Source organism: Colwellia echini (assembly GCF_002843355.2).
GTDB classification, from domain to species: domain Bacteria; phylum Pseudomonadota; class Gammaproteobacteria; order Enterobacterales; family Alteromonadaceae; genus Colwellia; species Colwellia echini.
In genome coordinates this window covers 119,181-136,351 of record NZ_PJAI02000010.1, presented here as the reverse complement: position 1 = coordinate 136,351, position 17,171 = coordinate 119,181, and the positions used below count along the sequence as shown (strand labels likewise).

Annotated in this window: 14 protein-coding genes; 7 read left to right on the top strand and 7 right to left on the bottom strand. The window is 36.3% G+C overall.

The window, feature by feature from the left end; genetic code table 11:
* Window positions 1-314: 314 nt before the first annotated feature.
* Window positions 315-1,217 carry an NADPH-dependent 7-cyano-7-deazaguanine reductase QueF gene (queF, locus tag CWS31_RS10535; RefSeq protein ID WP_101345038.1) on the bottom strand — a complete coding sequence of 301 codons (903 nt, stop codon included), beginning with the start codon at window positions 1,215-1,217 and terminating at the stop codon, window positions 315-317.
* A gap of 54 nt (window positions 1,218-1,271) precedes the next feature.
* On the opposite strand from queF, the gene syd reads away from it, so the two are divergent.
* Complete coding sequence (syd, locus tag CWS31_RS10530) at window positions 1,272-1,847, top strand: SecY-interacting protein (RefSeq protein ID WP_101345037.1); 576 nt, start codon at window positions 1,272-1,274, stop codon at window positions 1,845-1,847.
* Between the two features lie 146 nt (window positions 1,848-1,993).
* Window positions 1,994-2,656, top strand: a complete 663-nt coding sequence (locus tag CWS31_RS10525; RefSeq protein WP_101345036.1) for a GNAT family N-acetyltransferase — start codon at window positions 1,994-1,996, stop codon at window positions 2,654-2,656.
* Window positions 2,657-4,906: 2,250 nt separating this feature from the next.
* Here the strand turns inward: CWS31_RS10525 and trpA are convergent.
* From trpA to CWS31_RS10495, 6 genes are read right to left on the bottom strand one after another with little or no spacing between them, the layout of a single operon-like run.
* On the bottom strand, window positions 4,907-5,770 hold the full coding sequence (trpA, locus tag CWS31_RS10520; RefSeq protein WP_101345035.1) for a tryptophan synthase subunit alpha: 864 nt from the start codon (window positions 5,768-5,770) through the stop codon (window positions 4,907-4,909).
* Complete coding sequence (trpB, locus tag CWS31_RS10515; protein WP_101345034.1) at window positions 5,770-7,035, bottom strand: tryptophan synthase subunit beta; 1,266 nt, start codon at window positions 7,033-7,035, stop codon at window positions 5,770-5,772. The genes trpA and trpB overlap by 1 nt, the downstream gene beginning before the upstream one ends.
* Window position 7,036: 1 nt before the next feature.
* A complete protein-coding gene (gene trpCF / locus CWS31_RS10510) occupies window positions 7,037-8,494 on the bottom strand; it encodes a bifunctional indole-3-glycerol-phosphate synthase TrpC/phosphoribosylanthranilate isomerase TrpF (protein WP_101345033.1) in 1,458 nt (485 codons plus the stop codon).
* A gap of 2 nt (window positions 8,495-8,496) precedes the next feature.
* A complete protein-coding gene (trpD, locus tag CWS31_RS10505) occupies window positions 8,497-9,600 on the bottom strand; it encodes an anthranilate phosphoribosyltransferase (protein ID WP_211355824.1) in 1,104 nt (367 codons plus the stop codon).
* 1 nt (window position 9,601) lies between these two features.
* A complete protein-coding gene (locus tag CWS31_RS10500) occupies window positions 9,602-10,264 on the bottom strand; it encodes an aminodeoxychorismate/anthranilate synthase component II (RefSeq protein ID WP_101345032.1) in 663 nt (220 codons plus the stop codon).
* Window positions 10,257-11,954: an anthranilate synthase component 1 gene (locus CWS31_RS10495; protein ID WP_101345031.1), complete on the bottom strand. Its 1,698-nt coding sequence runs from the start codon at window positions 11,952-11,954 to the stop codon at window positions 10,257-10,259. The genes CWS31_RS10500 and CWS31_RS10495 overlap by 8 nt, the downstream gene beginning before the upstream one ends.
* A 449-nt stretch (window positions 11,955-12,403) precedes the next feature.
* On the opposite strand from CWS31_RS10495, the gene rnm reads away from it, so the two are divergent.
* The 5 genes from rnm to CWS31_RS10470 all read left to right on the top strand — a co-directional run bounded on the left by rnm (window position 12,404) and on the right by CWS31_RS10470 (window position 17,168).
* Window positions 12,404-13,309: an RNase RNM gene (gene rnm / locus CWS31_RS10490; protein WP_101345030.1), complete on the top strand. Its 906-nt coding sequence runs from the start codon at window positions 12,404-12,406 to the stop codon at window positions 13,307-13,309.
* Between the two features lie 178 nt (window positions 13,310-13,487).
* The gene (locus CWS31_RS10485; protein ID WP_101345029.1) at window positions 13,488-14,108 is read left to right on the top strand and encodes an L-threonylcarbamoyladenylate synthase; all 621 of its coding nucleotides are present in this window, start codon (window positions 13,488-13,490) and stop codon (window positions 14,106-14,108) included.
* Between the two features lie 188 nt (window positions 14,109-14,296).
* On the top strand, window positions 14,297-15,376 hold the full coding sequence (gene rluB, locus CWS31_RS10480) for a 23S rRNA pseudouridine(2605) synthase RluB (protein WP_101345264.1): 1,080 nt from the start codon (window positions 14,297-14,299) through the stop codon (window positions 15,374-15,376).
* 204 nt (window positions 15,377-15,580) lie between these two features.
* The gene (gene rnd / locus CWS31_RS10475; RefSeq protein WP_101345028.1) at window positions 15,581-16,720 is read left to right on the top strand and encodes a ribonuclease D; all 1,140 of its coding nucleotides are present in this window, start codon (window positions 15,581-15,583) and stop codon (window positions 16,718-16,720) included.
* 154 nt (window positions 16,721-16,874) lie between these two features.
* Window positions 16,875-17,168, top strand: a complete 294-nt coding sequence (locus CWS31_RS10470) for a YcgL domain-containing protein (protein WP_101345027.1) — start codon at window positions 16,875-16,877, stop codon at window positions 17,166-17,168.
* Window positions 17,169-17,171: the final 3 nt, after the last annotated feature.

Sequence of the window (17,171 nt, the reverse complement as noted above, 5' to 3'; positions counted from 1 at the left end):
TGTTATAGCCGATTCTTTTTAACATTGTTCATCGTTCTTTAATTTAGCTGAGTATAAGCCAATTTTAAAGTTAAATACTTTATTAATCAGTATTGTGTTAAAAAATAATAGTTTATTTCTCATGTCGTTAATAAGATTTATTAATTAATAATAGCAATCAGTATTTTTTTTGCTCGATAAATATACGCTTTGTTGTATTTAGAGACTAACTAAACTGAAAACTGGATAAGCATGATAGTGATAAATTCATATTTACTTATTAATTTTCAGTATCTTAAAAATAATATAGTCCACAGGCCAGCTTAAGTAAATAGTTATTGACGCAAGGTTCTTGCAAAAGGTGCTGTTGCGATATGACTGCTTCTAAACGGATTGATGTCTAGTCCACCTCGGCGAGTATATCGAGCGAAAACGGTTAATTCTTGTAATTGACAAAATTTTTGTAAATCACAATAAATTCTTTCCACACATTGCTCGTGAAACTCATTGTGTTGGCGAAATGAAATTAAATATTGCAATAAAACACTATGATCAATTGCTTTACCGCGATAATGAATATAAACGCTTGCCCAGTCTGGTTGATTTGTGATCAAACAATTAGATTTCAATAAGTGGCTAACTAAATGTTCTTCTACCAAATCATTGTTATCTTCATCGGGGCTTGATTCAGATTTATGCGCACTAGCTAATAGCTGAGCATTATATTGATAATCGTCAATGCTGATATCAGCGCCATCAATACATACGTTTTTATCATTACTTTTGGCAATTTCTAAGGCAGGACAATAATCTACGCCAAATAAACTAACTTTAGCTGGCGCGCCGGATATTTTAGATAAATCTTTTATTAATAATAATTGCACATCTTTGATACTTGCAAAACGTGTTTGATTAAAGCTATTGAGATACAGTTTAAATGACTTTGACTCAACGATATTTTCACTAGTACAAGCAAAGCGAAACTCAGCTACAGCAACAATTGGCTTCCCCTTTTCATTGAGCCAAGACAATTCATAACCATACCAAACGTCTTCACCAGTAAAGGGTAAACTAGGGAGGCTATCACCTTGATTGTCTTGTTGATTAAGTCCTAAATCATCTCTATTTAAACTTCTAGGTACTCCTTGCAACAGATCTGCGTTATATTCACTGCAATATTGTGTACTTTTACCTAGTGTTAATTGACTTAATTCTTTTGAGTTTTGATAATTGGCCATAAATTCTTCAATAGTTATCTCATATATTACTATTTTAAAGGAAATTTTATTGATATGACATCTACAAATAAAACTTTAACACAAGCACTTTTAAACTTTAGTTCTGCTTATGTTGAACTATATAAAACAAAATTAGGGCATCTTCCAACGGTAGAGCATGATGAACAATGGTTATCATGCTGTGAACAAGGACCGCACGATGTTAGCCATCATTATTGGCAACCAGCTTTGATGGAAAGTAGTACTGAAGGTGATGAATTAACTTTTTCGAATGTGGAGTCGGCTTTAAAGCTTGAATTACACCCAGATATTAAAACGTATTTTACTACTATTTTTAGTAGCGACATTAATGCAGTATGTGCTGAAGGTGAATTATCACTACTTTTTGCTTGGAATTCGGAGGACTTTGCTCGCTTGCAAGAAAATATTATTGGGCATATTTTAATGAAGCAACGCTTAAAGCAAGCTGAAACTGTATTTTTCGCGGTTACTGATGAAGAAGATATGATCATCTCGGTTAATAATAGCAGTGGTGAGGTTTGGGTTGAACAAGTGGGCTGTAAACCGCATAAAAAACTGAGTGATTCATTAACTGATTTTATTGAGCAATTAACGCCTAAGTTGTTATAAATTAATTGATTTTAACTTATAAACAGACCCTTACAATTATAACAAACAATAACTACGCTAAACTATTATATTTGACCTTTTTGAAAATATACTGTTATTGTGTATTGTTAGCTTTTCGTAACCGACCATCAGAGTAGGAGATAATAATGAGTGATCAAGTATCAGCAGAAACTAGTATCGATAGCACTATAAATCAAAATGTTAAAGTTCAAGCAACTTACTTAAGCGCTCATGAGTTAAAGTTAGCGGCATCACTTTTATATCAAGCCTATCATGATGATCCGGTATTTTTAGAAATATTTAATAGCGATAAAGATGATTATGAGCAACGCCTTCGCGGCGCTATTAGAGAAGAATTAAATGCTTTTTGGCAAGCTAAACAACCTATGATTGGCTTATATTTGGGCGAAACTATGGTTGGTGTTGCTTGTATAAATAGCCCAGATGAAACACTAACAAGCGATCGCTTTTGGCATTGGCGTCTTAAAATGCTATTAAATGCTGGATACTTTAGTACCAAGCAAATGATGCAAAAAGAGCAAACTGTGATTAATGCGGTGCCACTAAAAACATTCCATTTCCTCTCATTTATTGCCGTTCACCCATTACATCAACAGCACGGTTTTGGACATTACTTAATGGCCGCGGTAAATACCGTACTTGACGAACATCCTGATAGTGAAGGTGTTGCTGTTTATGCTACGTCAGGGAAGTTTAAAGCATTTTTCCAAGATGTAGATTATAAAACTGTTAAAGAGGTGAGCGTAGGTAATGTTTGTGGTGCAGTTATGGTTCATTATCGAAATTAACATTAAATTATGATTAAGCTTTCTAATTAAAGCAGTACTGAAAGGTACTGCTTTTTTTGTAATACATGTCTCACATTTATGTGAGATATGTTGGCAATCAATGTTGCATTTCGGTAAGTGATTATTTTAAGTTGTTGATTTTTAATTGATTAATCTATGTTTATAAACGTTACATTGTTTTTACATATAATATTTTTTTGTTAAGTCACTTAGAAAATCATAATTTAGGTGTACTATTAATCTTGTCAGGAAGACAAGAGACAGGATGTTTCAGCATTATATTAGCAGACTAGAATATTAGCGTACTAGATGTAATGTAATTAAGGAAAAGTAAATTACTCGACGGAACAAGTAGTTTAAGGATTTGCCGAGGATGGCAAGCTAGCTTAAGGAATGAGTTAATTGGATGCACCGGATGCAATTCAAGGAAGATATAAGCAAGGATGCTTAACGCTAAAAATAAGGGAACCTAAAGCAGGATGCTTTACTTATAAATAATTTAATTTTTCTAAATGAGTACTAAGTTAGGATAAATGAAGCACTATTTATAAAATGGTTTAACAGGGAGGCTTTAAGGACGAAGTCTAGTGGTAGGACGCTACTTTGGAAGCTATGAACAAGGATGTGACTTGGTATGGATCACCAAGGTCAGGAAGACAGTAATTAGGAAATTACTAAAAAGGAAGTTATTAAAGGGAATTGAAATAAAGGCATGTTTAAAGCACTCTCGTTATGGATGATTGAGTGGTAATTAAAAGGTTATCTCTAAGACTTAATTTTAAAGGAGATATGAGATCGTTAACTATGTAAATTGTTATAAGCTAGTAATCAAAATGCGACTCATTGGGTCGCATTTTTTATGGCTAATAATTAAATAATACTCATTCTATTAATTAGGCGATCTATTTCATATTAAGGGAAAATGGTCAAATACAAGGCATTTACTTTAATACTCATTGTTTAAATAAGTAACGAAGTAGTTGGGTATATTAACCCGTATTAATGCTCATCTATTTAATTGGGTTGGTATAAAGCCTATAAAATATACTATTTCAAATTAAGCGAATTAATGTGGCTTATTTGGGCGTTATTTAATACAACATTTTGCAAAAAGCATTGTAGATAATTGCCATTATGTTTGTAAGACATGTCTTACATTGTTGTGAGATATAATGGCAAAATTAACAACTTTTTTTCATGTTTTAATCTTAAGTTGTTGATAAATAAGAGTCGGTAAAAATATTGTAATGTTACAATAAAGTTACACTTAAAGTTTTTATTATTTAAGTAATTTTATAAACAGTCTTTAGGTGTAACATTGGTTCTGTCAGGAAGACAAGGAGCAGGGGGCTTTAGCATTACTTGTAGTGCAATCACGGAGGATAACAGTTACTTAGACGGATTCAAGTAACTTTAGGATATACCGAGGATGGTTAATTACTTAAGGATGAGTTGAGAAACAGGATGCAAAGGACGTAAGTCACGGAAGATCAAGTAAGGATGCTTGTACTGTTAACTTAAAATATTAAGGATAACCTAAAGCAGGATGCTTTAATTTAACTTCATTAAGTTTTTTACTTATTTGAAGTGATAATAGGGTTAGATAGGAGACTTTAAGGACGAAGTTAAGTGGTAGGATACCGCTGTGGAATAATGAATAAGGATGTGACTTGGTGAGGAACACTAAGGTCAGGAAGACAGTAGTTATGGAAAACTATTATTAAGGATAAGTAATAACGGATTATAAAAAGGAAATAGCGTCAGGACGACACTAATTAAGGATGATTAAAGGTATTATTTTTCATTATTTATTAATGATATACATTTTACCACCAGGGAAATGAGAGGACTCATTAGGACAAACTAGGGAAAGTGTTGCAGGGAAGATTTGAGATTTTTAAAATATGTGTGCGGGATGCACCATATAAGCTAGTAATAGAGATGCGACTCACCGAGTCGCATTTTTTATTTGTGCGGATTTTATTTGTTATTTCATATACTAATCCTTAAAGAGGAGCATCTCATTAAGGTTATCGCCAGTATTTTCAGGTAATGAACATTAAAATAGCTTCGTTGTGTAATATCAGTTCCATTACCAGTTTCATTAATAATACGGATAAATAAGGCTGTTATAGCATTTTTCTTTTCCTGAATTCTGGTTAAATTACAGGCAAAAAAAAACAATATGACTAATCCAATGAATCCGATTAGTATTATTGCTTTTTTCAGTTGTAAAATGTTAACAAGGGTTTAGCGTGTTGCTGCTTTCATTTCACTAATAAAATGTGACATTTCAGTAAGCATTTTTTCATGATCATTTAGGTTATTCTCAATTACTTTAACAACCGCTGATCCACTTATAGCACCTAAAGCACCTGCGTTAAGTGCTTCTTTAACTTGCTGAGGCGTTGATATACCAAAACCAATAACTGGTGGCGCTGCATTATACTTATTTAATGTTTCAATAAGTTGGTTTGCTGTGCTAGTAACTGTATTTTTAGGTGTTTCAGGCGTATCTACACCAGTAACTCCTGCACGACTTAATACATAAGTGTAGCCACGAGATAAAGACGATACTGCGCGTAAGGTATCATCACTGGCGTTTGGTGGCGCAATAAAAATTGGTGCAACACCATATTTTAAAGCAGCAGCCTTAAACGGCTCACTTTCTCTAATTGGCACATCAGCAATTAATACAGAATCAACACCTGCTTCGCTCATATCTTTATAGAATTTATCTATGCCGCGTGCAAACACTAAGTTACCGTAAAGTAATAAACCAATAGGAATTTGCGGAGCATATTCACGTACTTGTTTTAAGATATCGATACAAGTATCAGGGGTCATACCTTCACCTAGAGCGCGTAGGGCAGCATGCTGAATAGTTAAACCATCGGCACTTGGATCTGAAAAAGGAATACCTAACTCTAGTGCATCAGCACCTGCGTCAATTAGACTCTTGATAACTGCAAAAGATTGTTCTGCGTTAGGATCACCAATCATCACAAACGGAATGAAGGCTTTCTCGTTTTTTTCTTTTAAGGCCGCGAATGATGCTTGGTAGCGAGCACCAGCTTGCTGAATATTTGCTGCAGGAGTAAATGATTCTGACATTATGCTTCTCCTCTGTATTTAACTCGTGTTTCTGATGCTACAGCTTCAGGTGAAAGAATTGCGTGTACGTGGGCTAAATCTTTATCACCACGACCAGAAAGATTTACTAAATAAATAGTTTCTTCTGTTGCAGCTTCAGCCATTTTCAAGGCTTGTGCTAAGGCATGTGATGATTCAAGTGCAGGAATAATACCTTCACTCTTAGCTAACGCTTGAAAAGCGGCTAAAGCTTCGTCATCATTAATCGGTACATATTGCGCACGACCAGTATCTTTTAAAAATGCGTGTTGTGGGCCAACAGCGGGATAATCAAGACCTGCTGATACCGAGTATGACTCTTCTATTTGGCCAAATTTATCTTGCATTATGTAGGTGTAATTACCGTGCAACATACCTTTAGTTCCAGCAACAAGTGTGGCGCCGTGGTGATCGGTATCTATACCTTTACCGCCAGCCTCAACGCCAATAAGTTTTACGCCTTCTTCTTTGATAAAATCGGTGAACATACCAATAGCATTTGAACCACCGCCAACAGCAGCAATAACATAATCAGGTAAGCGACCTTCTTCTTCAAGAAATTGAACTTTAGCTTCTTCGCCAATCATTTTTTGAAATTCACGAACAATAGTTGGGAATGGGTGGGGGCCTGCAGCAGTACCTAATAAGTAATGTGCTTTTTCATAATTTGCTGACCAGTCACGCAATGCTTCGTTTACCGCATCTTTTAATGTACCAGAGCCAGCGGTTACAGGAATTACTTCTGCTCCCATTAATTCCATACGAAATACGTTAGGTTGTTGGCGTTGACAATCAACTGCCCCCATATAAATTTTACATTTTAAACCAAGCAACGAACAGGCAATTGCGGTGGCAACACCATGTTGGCCTGCACCTGTTTCAGCGATGATTTCGGTTTTACCCATACGTTTTGCTAAAAGAGCTTGCCCTAACACTTGGTTAGTTTTGTGCGCGCCGCCGTGTAAAAGATCTTCACGCTTTAAATAAATTTTAGCTAGCGGGTTTTTAACAATGTTACGACAACGAGTAAGTGGCGTTGGGCGACCTGCATACTTGGTTAATAAGTCGTTGAACTCTTTTAAAAATGCTTCATCTGTTTGAGATTCAATAAATGCTTGTTCTAATTGTTCTAATGCAGGGACTAAAAGTTCACCTACATACATACCACCAAATTCACCAAAGTAGGCGGGCAAGTAGCTTTTTTCGGAAATCTTTTTTCCGTTATCTTCTTGATTGATATCTGACATTTTAGTAATTCCTAATTTGCGAAAACACTTGGTTAAGTTTTTCGCTTGATTTAATACCTGGGCTCTCTTCAACACCTGAGTTGAGATCTAAGCCAAATAAATCGACATGAGTTAACTGCTCGATGGCTTGCTCAATATTGTCATTGTTTAAACCACCGGCTAAAAAGCTTTGTGATAAATCTTGTTCACTTTCACTGAGTACTTGCCAATCAAATGACTGACCACTACCAGGGCTTTGCCCGTCAAGTACATGATGTTTAACTGACGAATTAAGTAAAGGTACAGTTTGTACTACAGGGCTTGCTTGCCATACTTGACAATAATCACAGCCACTTTCTTTAAGCTCTTTCGTTAATGCGTCAATATAGTGCTCATCTTCACTACCGTGCAGTTGCACAGCGCTAAGTTTTAAGCTTTTAACTAAATCGATAATAGTGTCTCTATTTTCATTAACGAAAACCCCCACATACTCTAATTTTAAGTCGGCTTGAATAATTGCTTGAGCTTGGCTTTTCGTTACATAACGTGGGGACTTTTCTGCAAAAATCAATCCGCCAAAACGAGCTCCAGCATCAGCTGCTGCATTAGCGTATTTTGCATCGGTTAAGCCGCACACTTTATTATTGCCATAAATCAGTTTTCGACAAGCTAAATCAATATCTTGATAAACATTATTATTAGGGTCCATTAATGAACTACCTACTAAGAATCCATCAACCGCAGGAGCTAACTCTCTCACTTGCGCATTGTTATAAATACCTGACTCAGAAATAATAATTCTATCATCTGGTAAGGTAGGCGCGTATTCAAAGGTACGTATTAAATCAGTACTTAGATCACGTAAGTTACGATTATTTATGCCAATCATTTTGGCATTTAATGCAATTGCTCGGTCGCGTTCATCTTCTGTTGATATTTCAGTTAAAATGGCTAAATTATATTGCTCAGCAACCGCAGCTAACTCTTTATATTCTTCATCAGATAAAACACTTAACATTAATAAAACAGCATCAGCACCGTAGTGTCTAGCTAAATGAATTTGGTAAGTATCTATAAAAAAGTCTTTGTTAAGTACCGGACATTTAACCGATTCAGTAACAGTTCTTAAATAGTCAAAGTCACCTTGAAAATATTTTTTGTCGGTTAATACTGAAATAGCGGCTGCGTATTTATCATAGGTTTGACAAATACTTTTTACATCAAAGTCAGGGCGAATTAAGCCTTTAGACGGTGATGCTTTTTTACATTCAAGAATAAAACCAGCGTAAGGTTTATCTTTGGTACGAGTTAATGCCGCGTACATGTCTTTAGTGGTAGGCACTAAATCATCAATAAAACTAGCTAATGGTTTACTTATTTTTAATGCGTCAATTTCAACACGTTTATCGTCAACAATGCGCTCTAAAATGTTTCTTTTTTCCGATGTGTTAGCTGTCGGTTCATTAGTGGTAGTTGTCATTTTTAAACCTTGGTTGCTGTAGTTGCAGTACTTGAAGAGGTGATTTCTTGATTTGAAAGCTCAACTAATTTGGTTAATGTGGTAAAACCTTTACCAGAAGCTAGTACGTCGCTTGCCATCTCTGCTGCTTGTGACAGTGAACTCGCCTTATCATGTAAATAAAGTAGCGCCGCACAGTTAATGATAACCGCAGCGTTATGAGCTTCCTTACCATTGCCTGATAAAATAGCTTTAATTATCTCAGCATTTTCAGTAGGTGTTCCGCCTTCAATATCTTTTAATGAATAGCTTTGTAAACTAAAGTCTTGAGGGTTAATGGTTCGTTCAATCAATTCATCGTTTTTAATTTCGATTACTTGGGTGTCACCATGTAAAGCTATTTCATCCAAGCCACTGCCGTGAACAACAAAAGCGCGTTTAACGCCTGTTAGCTGTAATGCCTTTGCTATAGGCAATAATAGCTCAGGGATATATACACCAAGTAACATAATGTTTGGCTTTGATGGATTAACTAACGGACCTAAAATATTAAATATAGTGCGAATGCCCATGGCTTGACGAACAGGTCCTGCATATTTAAAACCGGTATGATAAGCAGGCGCGTATAAAAAGCATAAGTTCGCTTGGGCTAAACAATTATTAGCGGTTTCTGGTGACATTGATAAATTAACGCCAAATGCTTCAAGTAAATCGGCTGAGCCAGACATGCTTGAAACACTTCTATTACCATGTTTTGCCATTTTTAAACCACAAGCAGCAGCAAGAATTGCAGCTGTAGTTGATATATTAATAGTATTAGCGCCATCGCCTCCTGTACCTACACAATCAGCAACGCTTGCATCATCTGCACGCGCAGGGAAGGCGGTTGCCGCATTACGTATTGCAATAGCGGCTCCAGCAATTTCTTGTGGCGTTTCGCCTTTAATTTTTAGCGCAGTTAATACACTTGCCATTAAAGCAGGGTCGATATTACCTTGTAATACTTGCTGGAAAAAATCGTGGCTTTGGCATTGCGTTAAATCAACACCATCAACTAATGAAGATAATGTCGCTTTGATGTCAGCTAATGCTGCATCTGTGTTGTTAATTGGTTTCGCGTCCGTCATTTTATACTCCTGAAGTATTGCTGTTACGGTCGTTTTTGCTGTCGTCACTACTGTGCTTAAGTGACTGTGCCATTGAGAGTAAGTACTCAATTCCTTGTGCTAAAAGCGGCGTACCAAAAGTGGTTAGAATAGATTCAGGATGAAACTGAAATGCTAATACTGCATCGTCATCTTTACTTATCGCCATACACATACCATTATAATCAGCAATAACATCAACACCTTGTGGGATATCTTTACCTATTAATGAGTGGTAACGTGCCACTGGTAATGGGTTTTGAATACCTTTAAATGCCCCTACGCCACTGTGGGTAATATTTGAAGATTTACCGTGAATAATTTCTTCGGCTCTATCAACCTTACCACCATAATGTTCAATTAACGCTTGGTGTCCTAAACAAATACCTAACATAGGAATTCGTCCTGAACACTTTTCAATAAGCGCCATTAAACAACCCGCTTTACTTGGTTCACCAGGACCTGGTGATAATACTAGTAATACTGGCTCTGATGTTTTTTCAGTGTGCTCTAACATTTTATTAAAAATAAAATCTGCGTTTAAGGTATTACGGTAAACGCTGGGTTCAAAGCCTAAACATTGAAATTCATCGACTAGGTTATAGGTAAATGAATCTAGGTTATCTAGCATAAATAATTTAGTCATTTGCCTGCTCCTTTATTGAAGTGCTTGGTAGGGGATTGGTAAACGTTTTGTTAGCTTCATTGATCGCACTGATCACCGCTTGAGCTTTTTGTCTGGTCTCATTTGCTTCGCTTTGTGGGTCTGAGTCATAAACAACACCTGCACCTGCTTGTACTTGTGCAATATTGTCTTTTACAAACGCAGAGCGGATAACGATACAGGTATCCATTTCGCCAGTACCGGTAACATAACCAACAGCACCACCGTAACTACCACGGCGCTTACCTTCTACTTCACGAATCAGTGAAGTCGCTTTTACTTTAGGTGCGCCAGAAAGTGTGCCCATATTCATACAAGCTTGATAAGCGTGCAAAGCATCAAGATCGGTTTGTAAAGTACCGCAAACCCGAGAAACTAAATGCATTACGTGTGAATATCGGTCTACTTTTAATAAATCAGCAACATAACGAGTGCCAGGTTGTGAAACTCTTGCAATATCATTACGCGCTAAATCGACAAGCATAATATGCTCAGCAGACTCTTTTTTATCTTGGCGAAGTTCTAACTCTATGCGACTGTCTAAATCTAACGAAATATTACCTTGCTTATCACGACCGCGTGGACGCGTACCTGCAATAGGGTAAATTTCTACTTGGCGATTACTTGATTGATATTTAATTGCCGACTCAGGGGAAGCGCCAAACATACAAAAATCACTGTCATTTAAGTAAAACATGTATGGACTAGGATTACTGATTTTTAACGCTTTATAAGCAGCAATTGAATCAGCACAAGGAAGCGTAAAAGTACGAGAAGGTACAACTTGAAAAATATCGCCTGCTCTGATGTTTTCTTTTAATTGCTCTACAATATCACAAAATTTTTCATCGCTGATATCAACACGTAACTCAGCATTTATATCAATATTGGTTGCGGTATTTAAATCGCTATTAATGTCAGTATTTAACTCAGTAGTTAAGTTAGCAACGTGATCGGTGTTAATAGCGCTACTTAGGGTTTGCTTTATTTGTGCAACACGCTCATTAATGGCTAACTGACGTTCTGTTGCCTGTATTTGGTCGATACCTTGGTCGGTGAAAATATTACCAATAATCTCAGTAGTTTTTAATTCATGATCTATAACCACTAGAGTTTCGGCTAGGTAATAAACAAAATCAGGACAAGTATTTTCACCGTCAACTACTACTGGTAACTCTTCAGCAATAGCCATTAAATCAAAGGCAAAAGCACCACCTAAAAATATCGCGAAAGGGTGGTTTTGATCATCAATGAGTTGGTTGAATATTCGTAAACTATGAAATGGATTAATGGCACTTAAACGGGCTTTCTCATCAAGATCCGTCTCAACGGCTGCAAAAGTTGCGACAAATGATTTTTTATCATCATCAAACTGGATATGTGCATGAGCGGCTAATTCGGTTGCTGCAAATTGTAGGGCCGTTTCACCATTTAACGTTAATGCGGTAAAAGTTACGGCATTTGCGTTACATACTATTTTTAAAGCAGAGTCGGTTAATAATAAGCTTTTTAATAAATGTTTTTTATCAATTTCGGCAGACTCCAACAGAATATTATTCTGTTTTTCGTGGCACAGTAATTGATAAACGCTTAAGGGATCGTTTTGATAGTTGGTATTATCTTTTATTGTAGTAACACCACAACGGCTTGTACTAGAGTTTATTTGAGTCATGTTAGTTCTTCTATTTAGTTTATTTAATAAGTAATTGTCAGCCTGCATAAATTGGCAACAGCCACCATATAAACCATGTTTTTGCTTTAATCATTTCTTACTCCTTTGTTAATGATTACATTAACAATATCGTTAAAGTTAGGGCAACATTTTAACGAGAAAAACCCGCTAAGATGAGCGGGTTTTTTAGAATTTTGTTATCTAGTAAACTTTCTTAAAAAATTTGAAGATACACGCAAATATCACAACCCAATTATGTCGAGTTATGCCACCAATTTACAGTTAGGTTAGTGTTTGCGATATACATTTTTTTACCTTTAATATTTTAAGTTGTTTTTGTCTTAATATGTATGAAATATCCGTTTACTTTACGGAAAAAGTATCATTACTTACTCATTATCAGTAAACTTATCAACAGATAATGATTTACCCTTATAGAAGACCTTATTATGGCGTTGCTGTCAACCCTTGATTTCCCTCATAAGATAGTAGAAACCGAAGGTTTTGCTCATAAACGTATCGACTTACATAGTCACACTAATTGTTCTGATGGAACTTTGTCGCCGCAAACACTGATAGATCGGGCTGTTAATTTTCAACTTGATGTTTTAGCCATCACCGACCATGACACAGTTGCAGGGCTTGATATAGCACAAAAGCATATAGACGAAAAAAATATTTCACTCACACTGATTAAAGGCATTGAAATATCTACTGCATGGCAAGGTTTTGAAATTCATATTGTTGGTTTAAATATTGAACAAAACCATCCAGCACTAGCCAAATTAATTACTCAACAACAGCAAGCTAGAGAAGATCGTGCTACATCAATGGGCGAAAAACTGGCAAAATGTGGTTTTCCAACTATCTACGAAGATGCCAAAGAAATGGCTGGTGAGGGCTCTATTACTCGCGCACATTTTGCGAAAGTTCTGCATCAACAAGGACATGTTAGTACTATGCAACAAGCTTTTGATAAATACATAGGTAAAAAAGGTTCAAAAGGTCAGCGTGCATATGTGAAGCCTAATTGGTGTAGCATTGAACAAGCAATAGACGCAATTCATCAAGCTGGCGGCAGTGCCGTAATGGCGCATCCTATTCGCTATGACCTATCTTCTAAATGGTTACGTCGGTTAATTGTTGATTTTAAAGAAGCAAGTGGTGATGGTCTAGAAGTTGTATTACCGCAAATGAATCCTGAACAAAGAAAGAAAATGCTAGGCTATTGTCAAGAATACAATTTACTTGCTTCTATGGGCTCTGACTTTCATTATCCGAACAGGTGGAGTGACTTAGGGCGTAACTTAACTATGCCTGTTGGTGCTATACCTGTTTGGGCACAGTGGCCATAGACAAACGACAAAAATATTAATAGCGTATATTTCTAAAGTAGGATATTAAAAACGTTAATTTCATCGTGGCAGTTTTTAAATAAGACTTATTTTTAAATGCTACCTATTTTAACTTAAGCAAGATCATTTTAAGAAATATCAGTTTACATAATTTCTGTTTTCAAAAAAGGAAAGCCTCATGAGTCAGTTTTTTTACGTACACCCAGATAACCCTCAAGGTCGTTTAATGAAACAAGCGGCAGACATTATTAAAGAAGGCGGTGTTATTGTTTACCCTACCGATTCTGGCTATGCTTTGGGCTGTCACCTAGGGGATAAAAAAGCATTAGAACGTATCTGTCGAATTAGAAATATCGATAAAGATCATAACTTTACTTTAGTTTGTAAAGATTTATCACAGTTATCAGAATATACGAGAATTGATAATAGTGCTTATCGGTTGTTGAAAAGTCATACACCCGGAGCATACACCTTTATATTTAAAGGCAGTAAAGAAGTACCTAAACGCCTATTAAATCCGAAAAAGAAAACCATAGGCATTAGAGTACCCGATAATACTATTGTACAAGCCTTGTTGACTGAACTAGCAGAGCCTATAATGTCAACTAGTTTGATTATGCCAGGTAAAGATATGGCTGAGCATGATCCCGAAGAAATTCGAGACTTATTAGAACACCAAGTTGATTTGATTATCAATGGCGGTCATTTAGGTGAACATCCGACTACCGTGATTGATTTTTCTAATGACGACATTGAAATATTACGCGTAGGTGAAGGTGATCCAACACCTTTCCAATAATGAGTAGTTAGTAAATATTCGTATAAGCGCATATAGCGCAATTTAAAATCAGCGATTTAAAAAATCAATAACCTATCATAAAACTAAGTAACCAATCAGTTAGTTTTTAATCCTAGGTTATTGCACCAGAAAATGAGCCAGAAGTTAGCTACTTGGGAGCTGCTACTGACGTAACAGAGTAAAAAATGATGACGGTTGATAAGAAAAAACAAGCAAGAAAAGACGAAGTCTCAGATAAAAAATATGGCACTCGTGGTACTGAAAAAGCTACTGCGAAAAGAAAGGTTGTTAAAAAAGGTTTGTCTAAAGACGCGATTGCGAAAAAAGGTTTAGCTAAAAAAGGCGGGGCTAAAAAACTTCCCGAGAAAGCTGAAAAAGTAGATTTTACTACCGCAAAACATACAGACTCAGAAAAAGTACAAAAAGTATTAGCGAGAGCAGGTAAAGGCTCTCGTCGTGAAATGGAAACTATGATCAGTGAAGGTCGAGTTAGTATAGACGGTAAAGTGGCTTTTTTAGGTGACAGAATTACTGGTAATGAACAAATTCGCTTAGACGGACATACTGTTAAATTAACCGCTCAAGAGGAAGACATTTGTCGCGTGCTTGTTTATAACAAACCAGAAGGCGAAATGTGTACCCGTAAAGATCCAGAAGGCAGAGCAACTGTATTTGATAGACTGCCGCCACTAGAAACTGGCCGTTGGGTTGCGGTAGGTCGTTTAGATATAAACACCTCTGGTATGTTGTTGTTCACTACTGATGGTGAACTCGCTAACCGCTTAATGCATCCATCACAAAAAGTTGAACGTGAGTATGCGGTTCGTGTTTTTGGTGAAATTAATGAAGCCATGTTACAAACACTTCGCACAGGGGTTAAATTAGAAGATGGCCCTGCACGCTTTCAAAAGATCACTTATCGTGGCGGTGAAGGGCGTAACCATTGGTTCCATGTTGTATTATCTGAGGGTCGTAACCGAGAAGTTCGTCGTTTATGGGAAAGCCAAGATGTACAAGTAAGTCGACTGATTCGTGTTCGTTATGGCGATATGGAAATGCAACGTCAATTACCTATGGGAGGTTGGCGCGAATTAGGCTTAAAAGAAGTAAATTATTACCGTCAACTTGTTAACTTATCGCCAGAAATAGCCAGTAAAGTTAAAGTGGACGAAAAGACGATGGATAACGCCAAAAGCCGACGTATTCGTCGCTCAGTTAAAAAACATCAATTGCGTAATAAGCAAAGTACGCGTAGACGCCATAAGTAAAAACTTTAGTTAAAGAGGGGCGGTGGCTATCCTCTATTTAAAAGGTTAATTACAGCACCAGCGACCTTATTTTAGCTACGTGTTTTATTAGCTATGTTGCTCGTTGCCGTTTATTTAACACGGTCGTTATCGTGTATTTCACCCATTAGTTTGCACACTAATTTTAGCGCTTGTTTACAAAGCTAAGAAGAAAAAAGAAAAATTATGGATTATCAATTAATTGAAGATCAGCAAAGTTTAAATGATTTATGTGAACAACTGGCTAAGGCGACAGTTTTAGCGATAGATACCGAGTTTGTACGTACCCGTACCCTTTATGCTAAATTAGGCTTGTTGCAAGTATGTGATGGGAAAAGTCTAGCGTTAATTGACCCGCTTGCTGTCGAAGACTTATCTCCGTTTTGGCAACTATTAACTGATGAAAATATTACTAAAGTTTTACATGCTTGCTCAGAAGATTTAGAAGTCTTCTTAACCGCTGGTAACTGTAAACCGGTAAATTTAATTGATAGTCAAATTATGATGTCATTTTTAGGACATGGTTTGTCACTCGGTTATGCCGCAATGGTACAGCATTATACTGGCATTGAATTAGATAAATCAGAGTCACGTACCGATTGGCTAAAAAGACCATTAACAACAAAGCAATTGATTTATGCTAGTGCTGATGTTGACCACTTATTTGATATTTATCCTAAATTACTCGCAGAGATAACTGAGGCAGGCTTTCTAAGTTATGCTCAGATTGAAAGCCAAAGTATTATTGATAAAAAATTTAACCCGATTAACGATAATGAAATGTATCTTAATATTAAGATGAATTGGCGCTTAAACCCTAAACAGTTAAATATTCTCAAGTACTTAGCGAGTTGGCGATACCAACAAGCTAAAATACGTGATTTACCGATCGGTTTTGTCGCTAAAGATCACACCCTAATGGCCATTGCACAAAGTAATCCGACAAGTTTGAATGCAATGCAAGCACTTGAAGGGGTTGAAACTCTTGATGTTCGTCATAAAGGTAAAGCAATGCTGGCGGTGTTAGCACAAGCGGATAAAACAAGTATTAGCGATTATCCAGAAAAAATTAGTCGACTTGATGAATACCCTGGTTATAAGCAAATTTTTAAAAATGTAAAAGCTTTCTTGGTAACTGCTGCCAAAGGTCATAATTTAACTATTGAAAATGTAGCGTCTAAAAAACAAATAAATCAATTTTTAACGTGGCAATTTGATTTAAATGGCGCACGAAAAAGTGATGAAAGTATTGATTTAATTTCAAGCTGGCGTAATGAGTTATTCGGTCAAGAGTTATTGGCATTTGCTAACAAAAACTTTAAATAAAACCTAGTAATTTCTCTTGCTCATCTACATCTTTGTTAACAAATATTGATTGAGTCGCTATAGGGTTAACCCTTGGCTCATGATATATTTAAGCGTAAGCGCATTTTTCAATTGCCTACCATCTATTCATAATTATTCATAATAGGTTTCCATTATGCTGTGTACTATTTATAAAAGCCCTAAAAAAGCACAAACGTATCTTTTTATTAATAAACGTGACGATTTTTCTTCGGTTCCAGAAGCGCTGATGAAAACATTTGGTACGCCTATTCTAGTAACTATCATTAATTTAGCGACTAAAGAAAAATTGGGGATGGCTGATGTAGTTAAAGTAAGAGAAAACTTAGCAGAGCAAGGTTTTTATTTGCAATTACCACCACCGCAAGAAGATTTATTAAAAGCGTTTAAAGCTGAAATGGCAGCTAAAAAAGAGCAAGGAGAGCTTTAATGA